This is a genomic window from Mariniluteicoccus flavus, assembly GCF_054776655.1.
Map to the genome: position 1 here is coordinate 121,090 of NZ_BAAHBN010000006.1, position 18,067 is coordinate 139,156.

Here is an 18,067-nt window from a genome sequence, read left to right on the forward strand (position 1 = left end):
TGATTCCGCCGGCTCACAGGCCGAGCGACTGGGCGATGGCGGCACGGTGCACCGCCGGGGTTCCGTGGCCGGGCACCAGTGCCCAGGCCCGCTTGGCATAGAGGTGCAGGTCGTACTCGGTCGTGTAGCCCATGCCGCCATGCACCTGGATGGTGTGGCGTGCGGCCCCCGACGCGGCGCGCGCGGCGAGCAGCTTGGCGGCGGCGACCTCGCGGAGGACGCCCGGCGTGAGCCCGTCGTGCGCCACCATCCAGGCCGCCGCGAGCGCGACGGGCTCGGCGAACTCGACGTCCACCAACGCCGTGGCGAGGTGGTGCTTGACCGCCTGGAACGCCCCGATGGGCTGGCCGAACTGCTCGCGCTCCTTCACGTAGGCGACCGCGAGGTCGATCATGCGGCGCCCCAGCCCGACGAGTTGTCCGGCGGTCGCCAGGGTCGCGCGGGCCTCCAGCAGCGCATGGGCAGCAAGATCCACCTCGAGCGGCGTTCCCCCCTCGGGGTCGTACGCAGCCACCGGCCGCCCGCCGTCGGTCGTGGGGAGCGGCCGCGCCTCGCCCGACGGTCGCACCAGGGTGGACCCCTCGCGTGCGACGACGAGGTCGGCGACCCCACCCCACCCCACCAGGTCGTGGTCACCCCAGGTCGCGATCTTCTCCCCGCTCGACACCGCCGCCCACGCCTCGGCGTCGGCGTGCGCGAGGACCGGTCCGAGGCACATGGCCTCGGTGACCGGAAGGGGGACGGCCGCATACCCGATCTCACGCGCGAGCAGCACCAGGAAGGTCTCGTCGAGGCCCATGCCGCCGTCGTCCTCGCCGACCAGGGCGCCGAGGACGCCGATGTCGGCCAGCTCGGACCACAGGGCGCGCGGCGGTCCGGACTCCCAGGCCTCCCGCACCACGTCTGGGGTGCAGCGGTCGGCGAGGAGTTCTCGGACCAGGTCGGTCATCTCGCGGTGGTCGTCGGTGGGCGCGAAGTGCATGGGCTCAGCTCCTCGGCAGGCCGAGCACGCGCTCGGCGATGATGTTGCGCTGGATCTCGTTGGTGCCGGCATAGATGGTGCCGCCGAGCGAGAACAGGAAGCCGCGCACCCACGGCTGGTCGAGCACCGCGGAGGTGCCCAACAGGTCGAGGGCGATCTCGTGCAGCCGCACGTCCATCTCGGACCAGAACACCTTGTTCAGGCTCGACCGCGCCCCAGTGGGCGACCCGTCGACGATGTCGGTCACCTCGCGGAGCGTGAACACGCGGTACGCCTCCGCGTCGGCCCAGATCTCCGCGATCCGCTCCCGCACCGACGGCGACGCCGCCTCGGGGTGCTGCCGGGCGAGCTCGACGAGCCGGTCGACGGCGCGCAGGAAGCGGCCCGGTGAGCGCAGCGTCAGCCCGCGCTCCGAGCCGGTGGTCGCCATGGCGACCTTCCAGCCCTGGCCGGGCTCGCCGATCACGTCGTGGTCCGGCACGAACACGTCGTCGAAGAACACCTCCGCGAAGCCGTCGTCGCCGTCGAGGCGCGCGAACGGGCGTACGGTCACGCCCTCCGCGTCCAGCGGGACCATCAGGTAGGTGAGCCCGCGGTGGCGCGTCGACTCGGGGTCGGACCGGAACAGACCGAACAGGTGGGTGCAGAACCCGCCGCGCGTGCTCCAGGTCTTCTGGCCCGACAGGCGATATCCGCCCTCGACGCGCTGGGCCCGACTGCGCACCGAGGCGAGGTCGGAGCCGGCTCCGGGCTCCGACCACCCCTGGGCCCACAGGTCCTGCGCGGCGGCCATGCGGGGCAGGATGCGCTCCTGCTGCTCGGGGGTCCCGAACTCGAACAGGGTCGGCGCCAGCAGGAAGATGCCGTTCTGGGTGACGCGCGCCGGCGCGTCGGCCCGGTAGTACTCCTCCTCGAAGATCAGCCACTCCCACAGCGAGGCGTCGCGGCCGCCGAAGGCCTTCGGCCACGAGACCACCGACCAGCCCCCGGCGTGGAGTTCACCCTCCCACTCGACGTGGCGCGCGAACCCCTCGCGGGTGTCGCCCGACGGCAACGGCTCGCGCGGCACGTGGGCCTCGAGCCATTCCCGCGCCTCGGCCCGGAACGCCTCCTCCTGCTCCGAATACCGCAGGTCCATCGGGGTCGTCACACCCACAGCGTCGTCCTCTCCTGCTCGGCCCGCGCCGGGGCGCGGAGCTCGTCTCCCGTGATGTGGGCGACCGGCAGGAGGGCGCACAGGGTCCACCCCTCCGGTACGCGGGCCGCCGCGGTGATCGCGTCGGCGTTGTTCAGTCCGATGGTCGTCAGGCACGAGCCCAGCCCGCGAGCCCTCAGCGCCACCTGCAGCGACCAGACGGCCGGCAACACCGACGCCCAGTAGCGCGCGCCGTCAGCCCCGGCACCGGTGGTCGGCGGCGCGGCGCTACTGCAGGCCAGGACGTGGACGGGCACCTCGCCCATCACGTCGGCCAGGTGGGCCGAGCTGGCGCGCACGCGCCGGGTCCGGTCGTCGGCGGCCGGGGCGCGCGTCGAGTCCAGGGCACGGTACGCCCCCGCGTACGCGTCCCCGATCCTGCGGCGTGCCTCTGGGTCGCGGACGACGACCCAGCGCACGGGCTCCTCGGCGCCGGCGCTCGGGGCCGCCGCGGCGACGCTCAGGGCGTCCCGCAGCAGCGTGTCGTCGACGTCGCGGGCGAGGTCGAGCCGGCGGCGTACGGCCCGGGTGGTGGACAGCACGCCGTCGGCCAGCGCGACGTCGTCGGGGGCGAGGTCAACGCGCATCGTCGCGCTTCCCTTCGCCCGAAGCCACGTCGTCGCCCGGGACCACCTGATGGGCCCGGTCGTCGAGGCCGATGGTCTTCCGCAGCACCTTGCGCCCGAACGTCACGGCGACCAGGGCCACCACGAGGGTCACGAGGATCGTGCCGGAGATCGGGCGGGTGACGAAGATGGCGGGGTTGCCGTTGCTGATCAGCATCGACTGGCGGAACGCCTGCTCGAGGATGGGTCCGAGCACGAAGGCAAGCACGAGCGGGCCCGGCTCGAAGCCGGTCTTCTTCATCGCCCAGCCCAGGAGGCCGAACACGATGACGACGCCCATGTCGAACAGGTCGTTGTTGATCGAATAGACACCGGCCATCGTGATGACCAGGGCGAACGACGTGAGGATGCCGGCGCGCACCTGGAGCACGCGGACGAAGACGCCGACCAGCGGCATGTTCAGCACGAGCAGCATGAGGTTGCCGACATACATCGAGGCGATCACGCCCCAGAAGATCTCCGGGTGCTCGTTGATGAGCTGCGGCGACGGCGTGACGTTCTGCACGAGCAGGGCCCCGTAGATCAGCGCCAGCACCACGTTGGGCGGCAGACCGAGGGTCAGCAGCGGGATGAAGGCCGCGGTCGACGAGGCGTTGTTGGCGGTCTCGGGGCCGGCCACACCCTGGATGGCGCCCTTGCCGAACCGGCTCGGGTCCTTGGCGATGCGCTTCTCGGTGGCATACGAGGCGAGGGACGAGATGACCCCGCCACCGCCGGGGAGGATCCCGATGAAGAAGCCGAGCACCGAGCCGCGGGCGATCGAGCCGGCCGACTCCCGCAGGTCCTTCAGCGTCGGGAAGATGTGGTCGATCTTGGCCTTGACCTTGACGCCGTGCTCGCTCTCCTCCAGGGATTGGAGCATCTCGCCGACGCCGAACAGGCCCATCGCCACGGCCACGAAGTCGAGGCCGTCGAACAGTTGTGCCTGGCCGAAGGTGAACCGCGGCGTGCCGGCGATGGGGTCGGTGCCGATCGTCGAGAGGAACAGGCCGAGCGCAGCCATCGTCAGGGCCTTCCACGTCGACCCCGTGCCGAGGTAGGTGACCAGGCCGATGCCGACGATGGCGAGCGCGACATATTCGGGTGGGCCGAACGTGACCGCCAGCGCGACCATGGGCTTGGCGAGGAACGTCATGATGAGCAGCGAGACCGTGGCCCCGACGAAGGAGCCGATCGCCGCGATGCCCAGCGCGGGGCCGGCGCGGCCGGCCTTGGTCATCTCATAGCCGTCGAGCGTCGTCACGACGGAGGCGGCTTCGCCGGGCAGGCGCAACAGCACCGACGTGATGGTGCCGCCATACATCGAGCCGTAGTAGATGCCGGCCAACATGACGATGGCCTGGGTGGGCTGCATCGTGTAGGTGATCGGGAGCAGCAGGGCGATGGTCGCGGTGGGGCCAAGCCCCGGCAGCACGCCGATGAGGGTGCCGATGAGGACGCCGAGGAAGACATACAGCAGCGTCCACGGGTCCATGATGGTGGCGAATCCCTGGAACAGGTCGGTCATGCGAGGCCTCCCAACACCAGCGGTTCGGGGAACGGCACGGCGAGCAGGAGCTCGAAGACGAGATAGAACACCGCGGCCCCACCGACGGCGAGCGGGATCGTCCACTTCCAGCTCTCGCGGGCGAACACCTTCAACCAGAGCAGGAGTGTCAGCAGGCACGCGACGAAGAACCCGCCGAGGACCATGACCACCATGAAGCCGACGAGCGAGAGGCCGGCGAGGAGGACGCGTACGGACGAACCCGTCCACGCCTCGTACGCGGCCGGCTCGTCGCGGAACACGAGCACGGCGGCGGCCAGCGTCAGCAGGATCGCCACGACGAGGGGCCACAGCCCGGGGCCGGGCTGGACCGGCGTGCCCAGGCCGAGCGACAGCGCGCCGGCGACCCCGACCAGGCCCAGGACCACGAAGGCCGCGGGCACCAGACGGTGTAGATGGCGGTGGCGGCGGCCCCCGGCCGGCGCCACCGTGGTGGCGTCGTCGGTCACTTCTTCGCCAGCTCCTCATAGGTGCCGCGGCTGTTCTTGAGCTTCTCGTTGAGCGTCGCGGTGCCCACGAACGTCGGGCTGATGTTGTCCTTGCCGAGGAGCTCGATGACCTTGGGGTCCTGGAGTGCCTTCTCGAGCGACTTCTCCAGGCGCGCGCGGACGCCCTCGGGCAGGTCCTTGGGGGCGGTGAGGCCGATCAACGTGCCGGAGTCATCCAGCCCCTGCATGCCTGACTCGACGAAGGTGGGCGTGTCGGGCAGCCAGCTGAGGCGCTTCGCCTCGCCGACCGCGACGGCCTTGAGGTCTCCGCCGGTCGCCTGCTTCTGGACGTCCTTCGACGCGTTCAGGGCGACGGCATCGACCGAGCCGCCCATCAGGGCCTTGATGACCTCGGCGTTGCTGTCGAACGGGACGGCGGTGAACTTCACGCCGAAGTCGCGCTCCATCCGCTGCAGCTCGTACGCCTGCGGCGTGGTGGCGCCGGGCACGCCGACCTTGATGGACCCCGGCGCGGCCTTGGCCGCCGTGACCATGTCGGCGAACGTGGCGTGCTTGCCACCCGGCTTGGTCAGGACGACCACGGGCTGGGTCAGGAGGAGGCCGATGTTGGTGAAGGTGTCCTGGTTGTACTTGAGCTTGTTGACCACGGGCGTCACGACCATCGTGCCCGTGGTGAACATGCCGATGGTGTAGCCGTCGGCCTTCGACGACTCGATCTCCTGCATGCCGATGGCCCCGGAGCCGCCCGCCTTGTTCTCGACGACCACCTTCTGGCCCAGGTCCTTCGACATCGCCTCGGCGGTGACACGCGAGATCGAGTCGGTGTTGCCGCCCGCGGCGTAGGGCACGACCCAGGTGACGTTCTTCTTGGGATAGTCCTTCGCCTGGGCTTCTTGCGCAGCCTGCTTGGTGCCGGAGCACGCGGTGACCAGCAGGACGGGGACAGCGGTGAGCGCGATGCCGCGACGCAGGGATGCGCGAGCCATGGGTTCCTCCTTGAACGGACGGCTGTGACGGGGCTCACTCAACTCATTCCTCTCAATCATTGCAAGGTTTGTTCCAGAATGCGGACACCCCCGGTCGAGGGGGATCCCGTCAAAGTGATGCGTACGCGCGTCTCCACGCGCTACGGTCGCCGCGACGGCCTGCGCCGTCGCAGCCTCCTCACACCGTCGTGAACCGACACACCGTCGTGTACCGAAAGGCCGCCCCATGTCCGACTTCTCCTCCCGCGTCGACGCCCTGCTCACGGAGGTCTCCGGCCCCGTCGCGCCCGCCGCGCTCCTCTGTGACCGCCACCCGGCCGACCAGGTGGCCTTCACCGTGATCGAGCCCGACCTCAGCGCCGTCGACCTCACCTACGGCGAGTTGAAGGAGTCCTCGGAACGCATGGCCGCAGCGCTCGCCGCGCTGGGTGTCGGCCCCGGCGATCGCGTCGCCACCCTCATGGGGAAGTCGGCCGCGTACGCGACCGTCGTGCTCGGCATCTGGCGTCTCGGCGCCGTGCTGGTGCCGCTGTTCACCGCCTTCGCGCCGTCCGGCATCGCCGCGCGGCTCGTGCCGTCCGACGCGAAGGTGGTCATCGCCGACTCGGGCCAGGTCGCGAAGCTGGCGCCGTCGACCGACATCCCCGCCGACGCGTCCTGGCAGGTCGTGGTGGCCGGCGACGCGGGGGACTCCGATCGCCCGGCCCTCGACGCCCTGCTCGCCGCCCAGGAGCCCGGATTCCCTGCCGCCACGCGGAAGCCCGACGATGACATGGTCCACCTGTTCACCTCCGGCACCACCGGCCACCCCAAGGCGGTGCCCGTCCCCGTCCGGGCGCTCGCGGCCTTCCAGGGCTATCTGGAGTTCGGCCTCGACGTCCGCGCCGACGACGTCTTCTGGAACGTGGCGGATCCGGGCTGGGCGTACGGCCTCTACTACGGCATCCTCGGCCCGCTCGTCATGGGCCGACGCAACCTGTTGCTGAAGGGCGGTTTCGCGCCGGAGACGACGTGGAAGGTGCTCGAGAGGTTCGGCGTGACCAACCTCGCCGCCGCGCCGACGGTGTTCCGAGCGCTGCGCGCCGCGGGTGCGCCGGAGGGCCCGAAGCCGAGCCTCCGCGTGATCTCCAGCGCGGGCGAGCCGCTGAACCCCGAGATCATGACGTGGGCCGAGAAGAACCTGGGGCAGACGATCCGCGACCACTACGGCCAGACCGAGATGGGCATGTGCGTCATCAACTGCTGGGCCGACGGGCTGCGGCGCGAGCTGAACCCGGGCTCGATGGGGCGCCCGATGCCGGGCTTCGAGGCGGCGATCCTCGACAACCTCCACGACCGCGAGGTCACCGACGGGTCGGTGGGCCGCGTCGCCCTGCGGATCGACACCCCGCTGATGTGGTTCCCGGGGTACGCGTACGGCGACGAGCGCTCGAGCGACCGCTTCTCGCCCGACGGCGTCTGGTATTTCACCGGCGACGCCGGCCGCCGCGACGACGACGGCGACTACTTCTTCTCGGCGCGCGAAGACGACGTCATCCTCATGGCCGGCTATCGCATCGGGCCGTTCGAGGTCGAGTCGACGCTGGTCACCCACCCGGCCGTGGCCGAGTCTGCGGCCATCGGCGTACCCGACGAACTGCGCGGCGAGGTGTTGGAGGCGTACGTGGTGCTGCTCCCCGGCCACGAGGCCTCCGACGCGCTGGCGGCCGAACTGCAGCAGCACGTGAAGCAGAACTACGCGGCACACGCCTACCCGCGCCAGATCCACTTCGTGCCGGAGCTGCCGAAGACGCCGTCGGGGAAGGTACGCCGGGTCGAGCTGCGGGCCATGCGGGCCGAAGGGCCGAACTGACCCCGGGTTGGCGCGCGGTGCAACCATGGGTGCATGACCTGGATCCTGCGCCTCCTGGCCACCGCCCTCGCCACCGCCGTCGCGACCTGGTTCGTCCCCGGCATCGACCTCGTCGCCGGTGACACCACGACCCGCATCATCACGCTCGTCGTCGTCGCCCTGATCTTCGGGCTCGTCAACAGCGTGGTGAAGCCGCTGTTCAAGGCCCTGACAGGCTGCCTCGTCGTGCTCACGCTGGGGCTGTTCCTGCTGGTGATCAACGCGCTGATGCTGATGCTCACCTCGTGGCTGGCCCAGCAGCTCGGCTTCGGGTTCCTGGTGAACGGGTTCTGGCCGGCGGTGTTCGGGTCGATCGTGATCAGCCTCGTGTCGGGGCTGCTGACGGTGCTGCTGCCCGAGCCGGGCGAGCGGCGCGAGCGGCGCTGACGGGTCTTCGGGCCGGGCCCGGGGGCGAATGAGAGGCTGGGCCCATGCCCACCCCCAAGGCCACCCCCGCGTCCCTGCGTCGGTTCGTACGCGCCCACGGCGAGCGCTATCTCGACGACCCGAACATCTCGTCGATCGGCGTCGGACTCAAGGTCGTCGACGGCCGGGTCACCGACACCGTCGCGCTCCAGTTCACGGTCCACGCGAAGCTGCCCGAGGGCCAGATCCAGTCGGTCGGGTCGTCGCCGCTGCCGGAGACCATCACGGTCGACTCGGCCGAGGTGCCCACCGATGTGCTCGAGCGCAGCTTCGTCCCGGCGTACCAGGTCGTGCCGGAGGCGGCCGCGGACGCACGCAAAATGCGCGTCGACCCGGTCGTGCCGGGCGTCAGCATTGCCCACCCGACGGTGTCGGCGGGCACCCTGGGGTGCATCGTGCACGGTGCGGAGGACGGCGTACCGCTGGTGTTGAGCAACTGGCACGTCCTCCACGGGCCACAGGGGAGGATCGGCGACACCGTCGTCCAGCCGGGTCCCCACGACGACAACCGGGTCGACCGCAACCACCTCGGGACCCTGGTGCGCTCCCACCTCGGCGTGGCCGGCGACTGCGCGGTGGCCACGGTGGAGGGGCGGGGCATCGATCCCGTGATCATGGACCTCGGCGCCGCCCCCGACGAGATCGGCGACCCCGAGCTGGGCGACAAGGTCGTCAAGAGCGGGCGTACGACCGGGGTCACCCATGGCGTGGTGACGCGTGTGGACGTCATCGTCGAGCTGAACTACGGCGAGGGCGTCGGCGAGAAGCGCATCGGCGGCTTCGAGATCGGCCCCGACGCGGGCCGGCCGGCGATCGATCAGAAACTCAGCGACGGCGGGGATTCCGGCGCCGCGTGGCTGTTCCGGTCGGCCAACGGGCGCACGTCGCGCGTGCTCGCCGGACTCCACTTCGGCGGCGACGCCGGCGGTGGGGCCGAACACGCGCTCGCCTGCCTGCCGCGCTCGGTGTTCGAGAAGCTGCAGGTCACGCTGAAACCGACGGTGACGCCGCAGGTGGCCGCGAAGTCGCGCGGCTACGACCCGGATTTCCTGGCACACACAGTGGATGCGCCGACCGTGACCCCGGAGCTGGCCCGCGACCTGGTGAAGGTCGACGGGTCGGAGGTCATCGACTACACCCACTTCTCGCTCGTGCAGAGCCGGTCGCGGCGACTCGCCCGCTGGGTCGCCTGGAACGTCGACGGCGGCGACCTGCGCCGGCTCAGCCGGTCGTCGATGAAGTTCCGGCTCGACCCCCGGGTGCCGAAGACCGCGCAGGTCGGCGACGAGGCGTACGCGGGCAACCGCCTCGACCGCGGCCACATCGCGCGCCGCGCCGACCTGACCTGGGGGCCGGACGCCGAGCAGGCCAACGCCGACTCGTTCTTCTTCACCAACATCGCGCCGCAGATCGAGAACTTCAACCAGGGCAGCAAGGGCGGGGTCTGGGGGAAGCTGGAGGAGGCCGTCTATGCGGAGGTCGACGTCGACCGCCTGCGCATCAGCTGCATCGGCGGCCCGGTGCTCGGGCCGGACGACCGCGACTACCGCGGCGTACGCCTCCCCCGCGAGTTCTGGAAGGTGATCGCGTTCGTCGAGGGCGAGAAGTTGAAGGCGCGGGCTTTCCTGCTGACCCAGAACCTGGACCGGCTCGAGACGCTGGACCTGGCCGAGTTCCGCACCTTCCAGGTGCAACTCGACGACCTGACCGCGCGTACGGGGGTGGTGTTCCCGGCCGCCCTCACCGCGGGCACCGTGGCCGAGGCCGTCAGCGAGCCGCGCGAGCTGGCCTCCGTCGACGACATCGTGTGGTGACGTTAGCCTGAGGCATGGCTTTCGATGTCCTTGTCGTGGGGTCGGCCAACTGCGACCTCGTCACCGCGCTCGACCGTCGCCCCGGCGCGGGCGAGACCGTCATGGGCGGCGACCTGCGCCGCCTCCCCGGGGGCAAGGGCGCGAACCAGGCGTGGTCGGCCGGCCGGGCCGGCGTGCGGGCCGGTTTCCTTGCCTGCTTGGGATCCGACGACGCGTCCGCACTGATTCTCGACTCGCTGAGCGCGGCCGGGGTCGACACCGCCCCGGTCCGCCGCGTCGACGCCCCGACCGGGGTCGCGCTGATCACGGTGACCCCCGACGGCGAGAACGCGATCGTCGTGTGCCCGGGGGCGAACGGCCACCTGACCCCCGACGTGGTCGAGGGAGCGGCTGAGCTCGACGACGTGCGGGTCGTGGTTGCCCAGTTGGAGATCCCGATGGCCTCGATCGAGGCGCTCGCGGCGCGGAGCGGGCGGTCGGGCTATCGGCTGGTGCTGAACGCCGCACCCTCGGCGGCCCTGTCGGCCGGTGTGCTCGCTGCCTGCGATCCCCTGGTGGTGAACGAATCCGAGGCGGCGGATCTCGCCGGTCGCGAGGGCTCGCCCGACGAGTTGGTCGACGCACTGCTGGAGCGAGGTCCGCGGTCGGTGGTCATGACGCTGGGCGCGGAGGGGTCGCTGGTGGCGTCGGGTGACGACCGCGTACGCGTGCCCGCGCAACGCGTCGACGCGGTCGACACGACGGGCGCGGGCGACGCGTTCGTGGGGGCGCTGGCGGCGGCGCTGTCCACCGGCTGCGACCTCGTCGAGGCGGCCAAGCGCGGGACGGAGGCGGCGGCGTACGTGGTGGGGCGGGAAGGGGCGCAGCCGAAGGAGGTGTAGGGCGGCGGGGTCGGGCGCTCCGCGCGCGCGTCACCTTTGCGGTTGGCGAACCGTCCTGCAGTTGGCGAACCGAAGTTGTCCTCGCGAACGCTGCAACGTTCGCCAACGCAATTTCGACACTCCAACTGCACGTGCGTTCGCCAACAGGGGCTGCCCGAGCCGTCGGCTCCTCGTCTCGCGGAGCCTGTGCTGAGCGAGGCCGCCCGCGGCCGAGACGAAGTGCTCGCTCGGAGAACGTCCCGGCCAGCCCCGCCTGGACTCGCGCGCCCGGTGTCTGGAGGACCGATGAGCGGCGCGGCCCTACCGACGAACCGCAGGCTTCGAACCCACGTCGGGCCGCGTCGCGAAGAGTGTCCGCACACACCGGATTGTGCGCGCGAGGCCGATCGCGCCGCGGAGCGGCGCAATGTTGACGGCCCTAGACCCTTCCGACCGCCTCCCCCATCACCCGCAGGTCCTCCTCCAGCCCGCCGACCAGCACCAGCACGACCGATCGCCCGCGCACCCGCCCCGCCTCGCTCCACGGCGTGCGGTCGGACACCACGGCGGCGACGGCCAGGGCGACGACGCCGACCCGCGTACGCATCAGTTGATCTGGAAGTGCTGGTAGTCCCGGGCCGCCCACCAGCCGCCCCAGAAATAGCCGTTGTCGGTCATGTTCCTGGTCATGATGCCGCTGTCGAAGAGCATGCCGGGGTCGCGGCGGTTGCGGTCGATCCAGGGCGTCCCGTTCGCCGGCCACCAGCGCGACCCGTCGAAATAGGGGTTCTGGACGGTGTTGACGTCGACCGAGCGACCGTAGGAGTGGGGGCTCTGGGAATAGGGGTTGCCGACCACCGAGCGGCAGAAGAATCCCGAGGTGTTGTTCGCGGCCATCTGGTCGGGGTCGTTGCCCCACACGTCGGGGTTGAGCATCGAGTTGATGGGGAACGAGTCCCAGCCGCCGCCGGCGAACGCGTTGATGGTGCGGTCGACGGCGTCCCAGCGGAGCACCATCATGCCGCGGCGGATGCGGCCGTCATAGCCGAGGTGGTTCATCTCGACCACGCGCAGCTGGTCGGGGCCGACGGGGCAGCCGGCGCGGTAGGTCTTCTGGACGTCGGCGGGCTGGGCCTGGCGGACGTACGCGTTCACGCTCACCTGGGTGCGGAACGTGCCGTTGTCGTGGAAGAGGAGGCGGCCGTTCTGGAAGTCCTGGCCCCAGCCACCGTCGAAGCGCCACTCGCCCGAGGTCGGGGCCCCGAGGTCGCCGCCCTCCCAGCCGCGGCGCGCATATTCATCGAGAAGCGCGCCGAGCACCGGATGGGCGCCGCTGGCGGGCGTCCAGATGATGAGGCCCCGCTCGAAGCGGTTCACCCGCGCGCGCTGCCCCTCGAACTCGTCGGACGTCGGCGCCCCGAGCGCACCGCCCTCGGCGCCGACCGTGTGCCAGCGCTCGCGGATCGCACCGCGCACCTCGTGTGCGCCGGTGGACGGCGTCCAGACGATCGAGGCGTCGAACCCCGGCCCCGCGAAGAAGTTGAGGCGGGAGCGTCCACCGTCGTTGCCGGCGAACTCGTCGGTGGTCGGCAGCCCGAGGTGGAACTCGGCACCGAGGGCGTGCCACTTGTCGCGCACGGCTCCCTGCACGACGTGGGCCCCGGTCGCGGGGTTGTGGATGATCGTCGTGCCGTTGTTGCCGGCGAACCAGTTCAGGACCGAGCGGCCGTCGCCGCTGCGGAACTCGCCGGCGGTGGGGGCGTCGATCGTGCCGTGCTCCCAGCCGTGGCGGCCGTAGGCCTGCAGGATCGGCCCGCGGACCAGGGTGACGCCGAGGTCGGCGCGCCAATAGAGGTTGCCGCGCTCGAAGATCTGGGCCGTGAGGCCCCGGCCGGCCGCGAACTCCGGGCTGGTCGGGGCACCGAGCTCACCGGTGGGACCGCCGAGCTCGGCGTACCGCTGTTGGATGGGGGTCAACGCAGCCGCCCGGGGGGTCGCGGCGGGCGTCGGCGTGGACGTGGTCGCGGTCGGGGTGGGTGTCGCGCTCGGCGTCACCGTTGCAGCGCGGGACGGCGTCACGGTGGGGGTCGGCGTCCCGGTCGGCGTCGGGGCCGCGTACGCGGCGCTGGTCGAGGCCAGAGCGAGGGCCAGCCCCGCAACCAGCGTCCGTCGGTGAAGCCGCATATGTCGATCCCCCAAGGTTCGCGAGGGCCCCCGAGCAGCCCCCACTGCGTCGCCATCCTCGCATGGATCTGACGGGCGGGTCAGGTGGACAGGTGGGAAATCTGTCAGTCGCAGTTGTCGCAGACGCCGGTGACCGGCACCTCGAGGAAACACTTCGGACACATCGCGCGCTGGGGGTTCGGCGGCTTGGCGGGGGCCGCGGCCGCCTTGGTCGCCCGCGGCGTACGCGGCGCCGCCTCCGCCGCGCCCCGCGGGATCTTCGCCCCGTACGCCCGGTGGCAGCTCAGCCGCGTCTCCCGCGCCTGCTCGGCGAGGTCGGCCGCGCCGAGCGCCGACCGGCCCTCGAGCCCCAACGCCTCTCTGAATGCGGGCACTGGGTGGCCGGCCTCGTCGACGACGAGCGAGACCAGCGCCGGACCGCGTGACTCGTGGGAACGCTGGGCCACCAGCGAGAGCACCGGCCCGATCCAGGAATCGGTCGGGGTCGAGGTCGCGATCCCGGAGCGGCGCTGCACCTCCGAGCCGAGGTCGTCCTCCGTCACGGTCTTGTTCCACCGCCCCGCGATCGCCTCGAGCACGTCCCAGGCCGCCAGCGCCCATTCGCTGATCGCCACCTGCACGGGCACGGCAGAACGATCGGTGTCACGCCAGAACGCGGTCATGGTTCCTCCTCGAAGATCGGGCATACATCCAACCAGCGGGCGGGGGACCGCCCAAATCAGCCGAGGTCGACGACCTTGGTCCCGTCGTCGTCCTTGTTGCCGACCATGCCGCGGACCATCTTCACCGCGAGACCGACCAGCGACCCGCCGCCCCACAGCTCGGCGGTGTCGCCGTGGACGCGGACGACCACGTTGTCGGGGTTCTCGGGCCCGCCTTCCATGAACGCCGACGCGCCGGCGCTCCAGAGCTTCTCGACCAGCGCGCGGTCCTCGACGACGCGGGCCTCGCCGGCCACCGAGATCCAGGCCTTCTTCGACGTGTACGCGACGTTGACCTGCGGGTTGACGGTGATGTCGCGGACGAACGAGCTGCTGCGCGTGGTGAGGAACAGGACGTCGCCGTCCTCCTCGGCCATCTGCGTCGACAACGGGCGGCTGATGAGGCGGTCGGCCGACGCGTCGTGGGTGGTGACCATCGCGATGTCGATGTCCTCCATCAGCGAACGGATCTGCTCGACGTCCTTGGGATCGGTGGAGAGGGGCTGCTGGCTCATGGTCGTTCCTTCCGGTGGGGGTGTGGGTCCCGGCGGGCGCCGGGCCACGGGTGCATCAACGGCGGTTGCGCCGCCAGATCTCGGTCGAGAGGGCGGTCGCGAAGGTGGTCCAGGCGGCGTACGGCGACAGCGCGGCGCCGGCGCGACCGTCGGCCGCCGCGACCCGGCGTACGAGGTCGGTCGAGCTGGCGGCCAGCAGGGCCGCCTCGACGGCGGAGACCGCGGGCTTCTTGGCGCCGAAGAACAGCGCCGACCAGCCGAAGTTGAGGACGAGGTTCACGGCGAGCGCCCGCGCCAGGCCGTCGCGCCGCCTCGCGGCCTCGCGGTCGCCCTCGGCCGCGCGCTGGTCGAGCTTGACCAGCGTGCTGCCGCAGGTGAGGGCGATGTCGGCGTACAGCGCGGTCCAGGCGATGGGGAACGCGAGCTTCGGGGGCTGCCACGCCGGGAGGTCGAGCGAGCGATACCAGGCGCTGGTCGGGTCGGTGACCGCTGTGCCGGCGGCCGCGGTCGCGGTGACCGCGCCGACGGTGGCGGCCCAGATCGGGAACGCGCGGTCCTTCGGGACGCCGCGCATGGCCTTCGCGACCCCCTCGCGATAGGGCGTGTGGCCGCCGGGCGGCGCGCCGACGAGGTCGTCGAGGTCGCGCTCCTGCACGACGACCTCGTGGACCAGCGAGCCGACCAGAGGCCGGGCGACCTTCGCGTTCACCGGGGTCACGAGCCCGACCCACAGCGACGCGAGCTCGGGCGTCATCACCGGCACGGTCTGCACGACGCGCTTGCGCAGCCCGGTCACCGACGCGAACTCCTGCATCATCTCGGCGTAGGTCAACACGTCAGGACCACCGATGTCGAAGGTGCGGTTGACGTCGTCGGGCAGCGAGGCGGCCGCCACCAGATAGTGCAGGACGTCGTCGATCGCGATCGGCTGGATGCGGTTCTCGAGCCACTTCGGCGCGACCATCGCGGGCAGGCGCGTGGTCAGGTAGCGCAACATCTCGAAGCTCGCCGACCCGTGGCCGAGCACGACGGCGGCCTGCAGCACCGCGGTGGGTACGCCGGAGTCGAGCAGGATGTCGCCCACCTCGACGCGCGAGGCCAGGTGTTCGGACAGCTCGCCGTCGGGGTGGAGGCCGGAGAGATAGACGATCCGGCGTACGCCCGCCTGTTTCGCCTCGGCGGCGAAGGTCTTGGCCACGTCGCGGTCCTCGTCGGCGAAGCCGCCGCCGCCCTCCATGGAGTGGATGAGGAAGTACGCGGCGGTCACGTCGGCGAGGGCCTCGCGGAGGTCGTCCGCGGAGGTGGCGTCGCCCTCGGCCACCTCGACGTCGTCGACCCACGGGGAGTCGAGGTGGTCGGCGTCGCGGGTGAGGACGCGTACGGTCCAGCCGTCCTCGAGGAGCTTCGGGACCAGCAGGCCGCCGACATAGCCGGACGCGCCGGTGACGAGGGCGCGGCGGGTCTTTGTTGTGGTGGTGGTCGCGGGGGTCGGGGTCGTGTCGGTCATGGTCACCTCAGGATCTCGAGAACGGGCGGGAGGAGCAGGAGCATGCCGGTCGACCACGTGACGTGCGTGATCATCGGGGCGAGGACGCCGCCGGTGGCGCGGCGCTGCAGCGCGGTCACCAGGCCGAGCAGGACGGCGGCGAAGACGAGCAGGGGTACGCCGGAGCCGATCGTCGACAGGGCGTAGACGGCCGTGGTGACGGCGACAGGCAGGTAACCGGCAGCAGGGAGGTGGGTGGGGACGGCTGCGTACAGGGCGCCGCGGAAGAAGGTCTCCTCGGCGAAGCCGTTGATGACGGTGCTCAGGAGCACCAGGGCGAGCGAGCCGCGGCGCGCGTGGTCGAGGAGTCCGTCGACGGGGCCGGCGAGCAGCGGGATCTGGGACACGACGAGCGCGCCGACGAGGAAGACCGCAAGGAGGAGCAGGCCGAGGACGAAGGCCGGCAGGAGGAGGGACGTGGGGCCGGCACCGGGCCGGCGTCCCTCACCGAGCGGGATCGGACCCGAGGCGAAGGCGCCGCCGGCCCAGACGGCCGCGAGGGCGAGGGTGGCCCCATAGAACGCGGTGTCGCCGGGCTCGAGGCCGAGGGACCACCAGAGGAGGCCTGCGCCGACGACGAGGGTGACGGCGACCACGGCACGCCGGCGGGTCTGGTCCGGGGCGCTGGGGCCCGGTTCGCCCAGGTTCTGCGCGCTGGGGCTCTCGGCGATCTCGTGCACGGGCGGCCCCCTCGGGGTGGTGGTCGGGTCACCCCATCGTTGCACGTTGACCCTGAGCGGACTCCGCTGCGTACGCGTCAGGACCGCGCGGGCTCCGTCTCCACGGCCGCCGTCGAGCCACCCTCGCGCTCGTTGAGGTGGTCCAGGTGGGCCGGGTAGATCATGCGGCTCGGGTGCTGGACCGACCGCTTTGCCACGGGGTAGTAGATCAACGCCGTCACCACCAGGCCGACGATCCACGAGATGTCGACGCCGCCGAGCATCTTCGTGATCGGGCCTGTATAGAGCTTCTGCGCCATGAAGGGGATCTGCACCAGCACGCCGATGACATAGACGGCGATCGTGCCCCACTGCCAGCCGCGGTAGCGCCCCTTGGGGTCGTAGAGCGCCGGGATGTCGACCTTCTCCTTCGAGATCAGGTAGTAGTCGAGCAGGTTGATCGCCGACCATGGCGTGAACACCATGAGCAGGGCGAGCACGAAGTTCTTGAAGTTGTTGAGGAAGTCGGCGGTGGCCCACAGGGCGATCGCCGCGGCGACGAGGTTGAAGACCACGACCCAGATCACGCGTGCGGTCGGCGAGACGCGGTCCTTGTGGGTGAACGCGGCCAGCGTGGTCGCGATCGACATGAACCCGCCGTACGCGTTGAGCGTGTTGATCGTGAGCTTGCCGACGACGATGACGAGGTAGATCAGGACGGCGACCCACGCGGCCTGCGCGAGCCCGCCGAGATAGCCGACCTGGTTGGCCATGAAGGCCTTGCCACCGGCCTGGGCGACGAAGACGCCGAGGGTCATCGCGATGGTCGCGCCGCCGACCGAGCCGAGGAACGTCGCCCAGAAGGTGGTCGACTCCTTGGTCGTACGCGGGAGGTAGCGCGAATAGTCGGCCACATAGGGCCCGTACGTCAGCTGCCAGCCGGCCGACAGCGACACCGCGAGCAGGAACGGCGCGATCTCGAACTTCGACTGGCTGATCGCGGCGGAGAAGTCGTTGAGCTGGAACAGGCGGATCGCGAGATAGCCGAGACCCAGGATGCCGACCACCGAGGCGATCCGGCCCAGCGCGTGGATCAGGTTGTGGCCGATGATCGCGACGAGGGCCGTGAGCGCGGCGAAGATCGCGATTCCGACGATCGGCGCCTTGATTCCGAGGGCGGCGTTGATGGCCTGCCCCGACAGCACCGTGCCGGTCGAGGCGAACCCGAGATAGAGCAGGACGACCAGCACGAGGGGGATCGCGGCACCGAAGACGCCGAACTGCGCGCGCGAGCTGATCATCTGGGGCAGCCCGAGCCGCGGGCCCTGGGCGGAGTGGAGCGCCATGACGATGCCGCCGAGGACCTGGCCGATGAACAGGCCGATGATCGCCCACAGCGCGTCCGCGCCGAACACGACCGCGAGCGCGCCGTCGACGATGGCGGTGATCTGGAGGTTCGCCCCGAACCACAACGTGAACTGGTTCCACGGCGAGCCGTGGCGCTCCTCGTCGGGGATCATGTCGATCGTCCGGCGCTCGATCCCGCGGGTGGCGGTCTGGCCTGGTGTGGTCTGGCCGGTGGTGGTCTCGCTCACGTGTTCCTCCTCGGGTGCACGCCTTCGCACGGAAATCGCTCCCGTGGTGGGGATACCTTGCACCCGGCGGAAGCGGGCGTACGCGGTGTTCG

The 18,067-nt window shown here is 71.1% G+C and carries 18 protein-coding genes; 5 read left to right on the forward strand and 13 right to left on the reverse strand.

Features of this window, described 5'->3' with window-relative positions:
- Window positions 1–13: 13 nt before the first annotated feature.
- From ACYVAG_RS11530 to ACYVAG_RS11555, 6 genes are read right to left on the reverse strand one after another with little or no spacing between them, the layout of a single operon-like run.
- Window positions 14–982 (reverse strand): acyl-CoA dehydrogenase family protein, encoded by a 969-nt coding sequence (locus ACYVAG_RS11530; protein ID WP_460769813.1) that lies wholly within the window; start codon window positions 980–982, stop codon window positions 14–16.
- A gap of 4 nt (window positions 983–986) precedes the next feature.
- On the reverse strand, window positions 987–2,132 hold the full coding sequence (locus tag ACYVAG_RS11535; protein WP_460769815.1) for an acyl-CoA dehydrogenase family protein: 1,146 nt from the start codon (window positions 2,130–2,132) through the stop codon (window positions 987–989).
- On the reverse strand, window positions 2,129–2,764 hold the full coding sequence (locus ACYVAG_RS11540) for a nitroreductase family protein (protein ID WP_460769818.1): 636 nt from the start codon (window positions 2,762–2,764) through the stop codon (window positions 2,129–2,131). Before ACYVAG_RS11540 ends, ACYVAG_RS11535 begins: the two co-directional genes overlap by 4 nt.
- Window positions 2,754–4,310, reverse strand: a complete 1,557-nt coding sequence (locus ACYVAG_RS11545) for a tripartite tricarboxylate transporter permease (protein ID WP_460769819.1) — start codon at window positions 4,308–4,310, stop codon at window positions 2,754–2,756. Before ACYVAG_RS11545 ends, ACYVAG_RS11540 begins: the two co-directional genes overlap by 11 nt.
- Window positions 4,307–4,798: a tripartite tricarboxylate transporter TctB family protein gene (locus ACYVAG_RS11550; protein ID WP_460769821.1), complete on the reverse strand. Its 492-nt coding sequence runs from the start codon at window positions 4,796–4,798 to the stop codon at window positions 4,307–4,309. Before ACYVAG_RS11550 ends, ACYVAG_RS11545 begins: the two co-directional genes overlap by 4 nt.
- Window positions 4,795–5,784: a Bug family tripartite tricarboxylate transporter substrate binding protein gene (locus tag ACYVAG_RS11555; RefSeq protein ID WP_460769822.1), complete on the reverse strand. Its 990-nt coding sequence runs from the start codon at window positions 5,782–5,784 to the stop codon at window positions 4,795–4,797. Before ACYVAG_RS11555 ends, ACYVAG_RS11550 begins: the two co-directional genes overlap by 4 nt.
- Before the next feature lie 226 nt (window positions 5,785–6,010).
- Between ACYVAG_RS11555 and ACYVAG_RS11560 the strand changes: the two genes are divergently transcribed.
- The 4 genes from ACYVAG_RS11560 to ACYVAG_RS11575 are packed head-to-tail and all read left to right on the forward strand — an operon-like array spanning window position 6,011 to window position 10,796.
- Entirely contained in the window at window positions 6,011–7,636 is a 1,626-nt protein-coding gene (locus tag ACYVAG_RS11560; RefSeq protein WP_460769824.1) for an AMP-binding protein, read from the forward strand.
- Window positions 7,637–7,669: 33 nt separating this feature from the next.
- Complete coding sequence (locus ACYVAG_RS11565; RefSeq protein ID WP_460769826.1) at window positions 7,670–8,062, forward strand: phage holin family protein; 393 nt, start codon at window positions 7,670–7,672, stop codon at window positions 8,060–8,062.
- A 44-nt stretch (window positions 8,063–8,106) separates the two neighbouring features.
- Window positions 8,107–9,915, forward strand: coding sequence for a DNA/RNA non-specific endonuclease (locus tag ACYVAG_RS11570; RefSeq protein ID WP_460769827.1), 1,809 nt, complete (start codon window positions 8,107–8,109; stop codon window positions 9,913–9,915).
- 14 nt (window positions 9,916–9,929) lie between these two features.
- Window positions 9,930–10,796 (forward strand): ribokinase, encoded by an 867-nt coding sequence (locus ACYVAG_RS11575; protein ID WP_460769830.1) that lies wholly within the window; start codon window positions 9,930–9,932, stop codon window positions 10,794–10,796.
- A 418-nt stretch (window positions 10,797–11,214) separates the two neighbouring features.
- Here the strand turns inward: ACYVAG_RS11575 and ACYVAG_RS11580 are convergent, their stop codons facing one another.
- A complete protein-coding gene (locus ACYVAG_RS11580) occupies window positions 11,215–11,382 on the reverse strand; it encodes a hypothetical protein (RefSeq protein WP_460769832.1) in 168 nt (55 codons plus the stop codon).
- Entirely contained in the window at window positions 11,382–12,752 is a 1,371-nt protein-coding gene (locus tag ACYVAG_RS11585; RefSeq protein WP_460769834.1) for a M15 family metallopeptidase, read from the reverse strand. Before ACYVAG_RS11585 ends, ACYVAG_RS11580 begins: the two co-directional genes overlap by 1 nt.
- On the opposite strand from ACYVAG_RS11585, the gene ACYVAG_RS11590 reads away from it, so the two are divergent.
- Entirely contained in the window at window positions 12,742–12,951 is a 210-nt protein-coding gene (locus tag ACYVAG_RS11590) for a hypothetical protein (RefSeq protein ID WP_460769836.1), read from the forward strand. The two genes, ACYVAG_RS11585 and ACYVAG_RS11590, sit on opposite strands and share 11 nt — an antisense overlap.
- Window positions 12,952–13,063: 112 nt before the next feature.
- On the opposite strand, the gene ACYVAG_RS11595 is transcribed toward ACYVAG_RS11590, so the two are convergent.
- From ACYVAG_RS11595 to ACYVAG_RS11615, 5 genes are all read right to left on the reverse strand, one after another.
- Entirely contained in the window at window positions 13,064–13,621 is a 558-nt protein-coding gene (locus ACYVAG_RS11595; RefSeq protein ID WP_460769837.1) for a hypothetical protein, read from the reverse strand.
- 56 nt (window positions 13,622–13,677) lie between these two features.
- Window positions 13,678–14,175 carry a pyridoxamine 5'-phosphate oxidase family protein gene (locus ACYVAG_RS11600; protein WP_460769839.1) on the reverse strand — a complete coding sequence of 166 codons (498 nt, stop codon included), beginning with the start codon at window positions 14,173–14,175 and terminating at the stop codon, window positions 13,678–13,680.
- A 55-nt stretch (window positions 14,176–14,230) separates the two neighbouring features.
- Complete coding sequence (locus ACYVAG_RS11605; protein ID WP_460769841.1) at window positions 14,231–15,682, reverse strand: tryptophan-rich sensory protein; 1,452 nt, start codon at window positions 15,680–15,682, stop codon at window positions 14,231–14,233.
- A 2-nt stretch (window positions 15,683–15,684) separates the two neighbouring features.
- Window positions 15,685–16,401 carry a CPBP family intramembrane glutamic endopeptidase gene (locus ACYVAG_RS11610; protein ID WP_460769843.1) on the reverse strand — a complete coding sequence of 239 codons (717 nt, stop codon included), beginning with the start codon at window positions 16,399–16,401 and terminating at the stop codon, window positions 15,685–15,687.
- A gap of 77 nt (window positions 16,402–16,478) precedes the next feature.
- The gene (locus tag ACYVAG_RS11615) at window positions 16,479–17,975 is read right to left on the reverse strand and encodes a purine-cytosine permease family protein (protein WP_460769845.1); all 1,497 of its coding nucleotides are present in this window, start codon (window positions 17,973–17,975) and stop codon (window positions 16,479–16,481) included.
- Window positions 17,976–18,067: the final 92 nt, after the last annotated feature.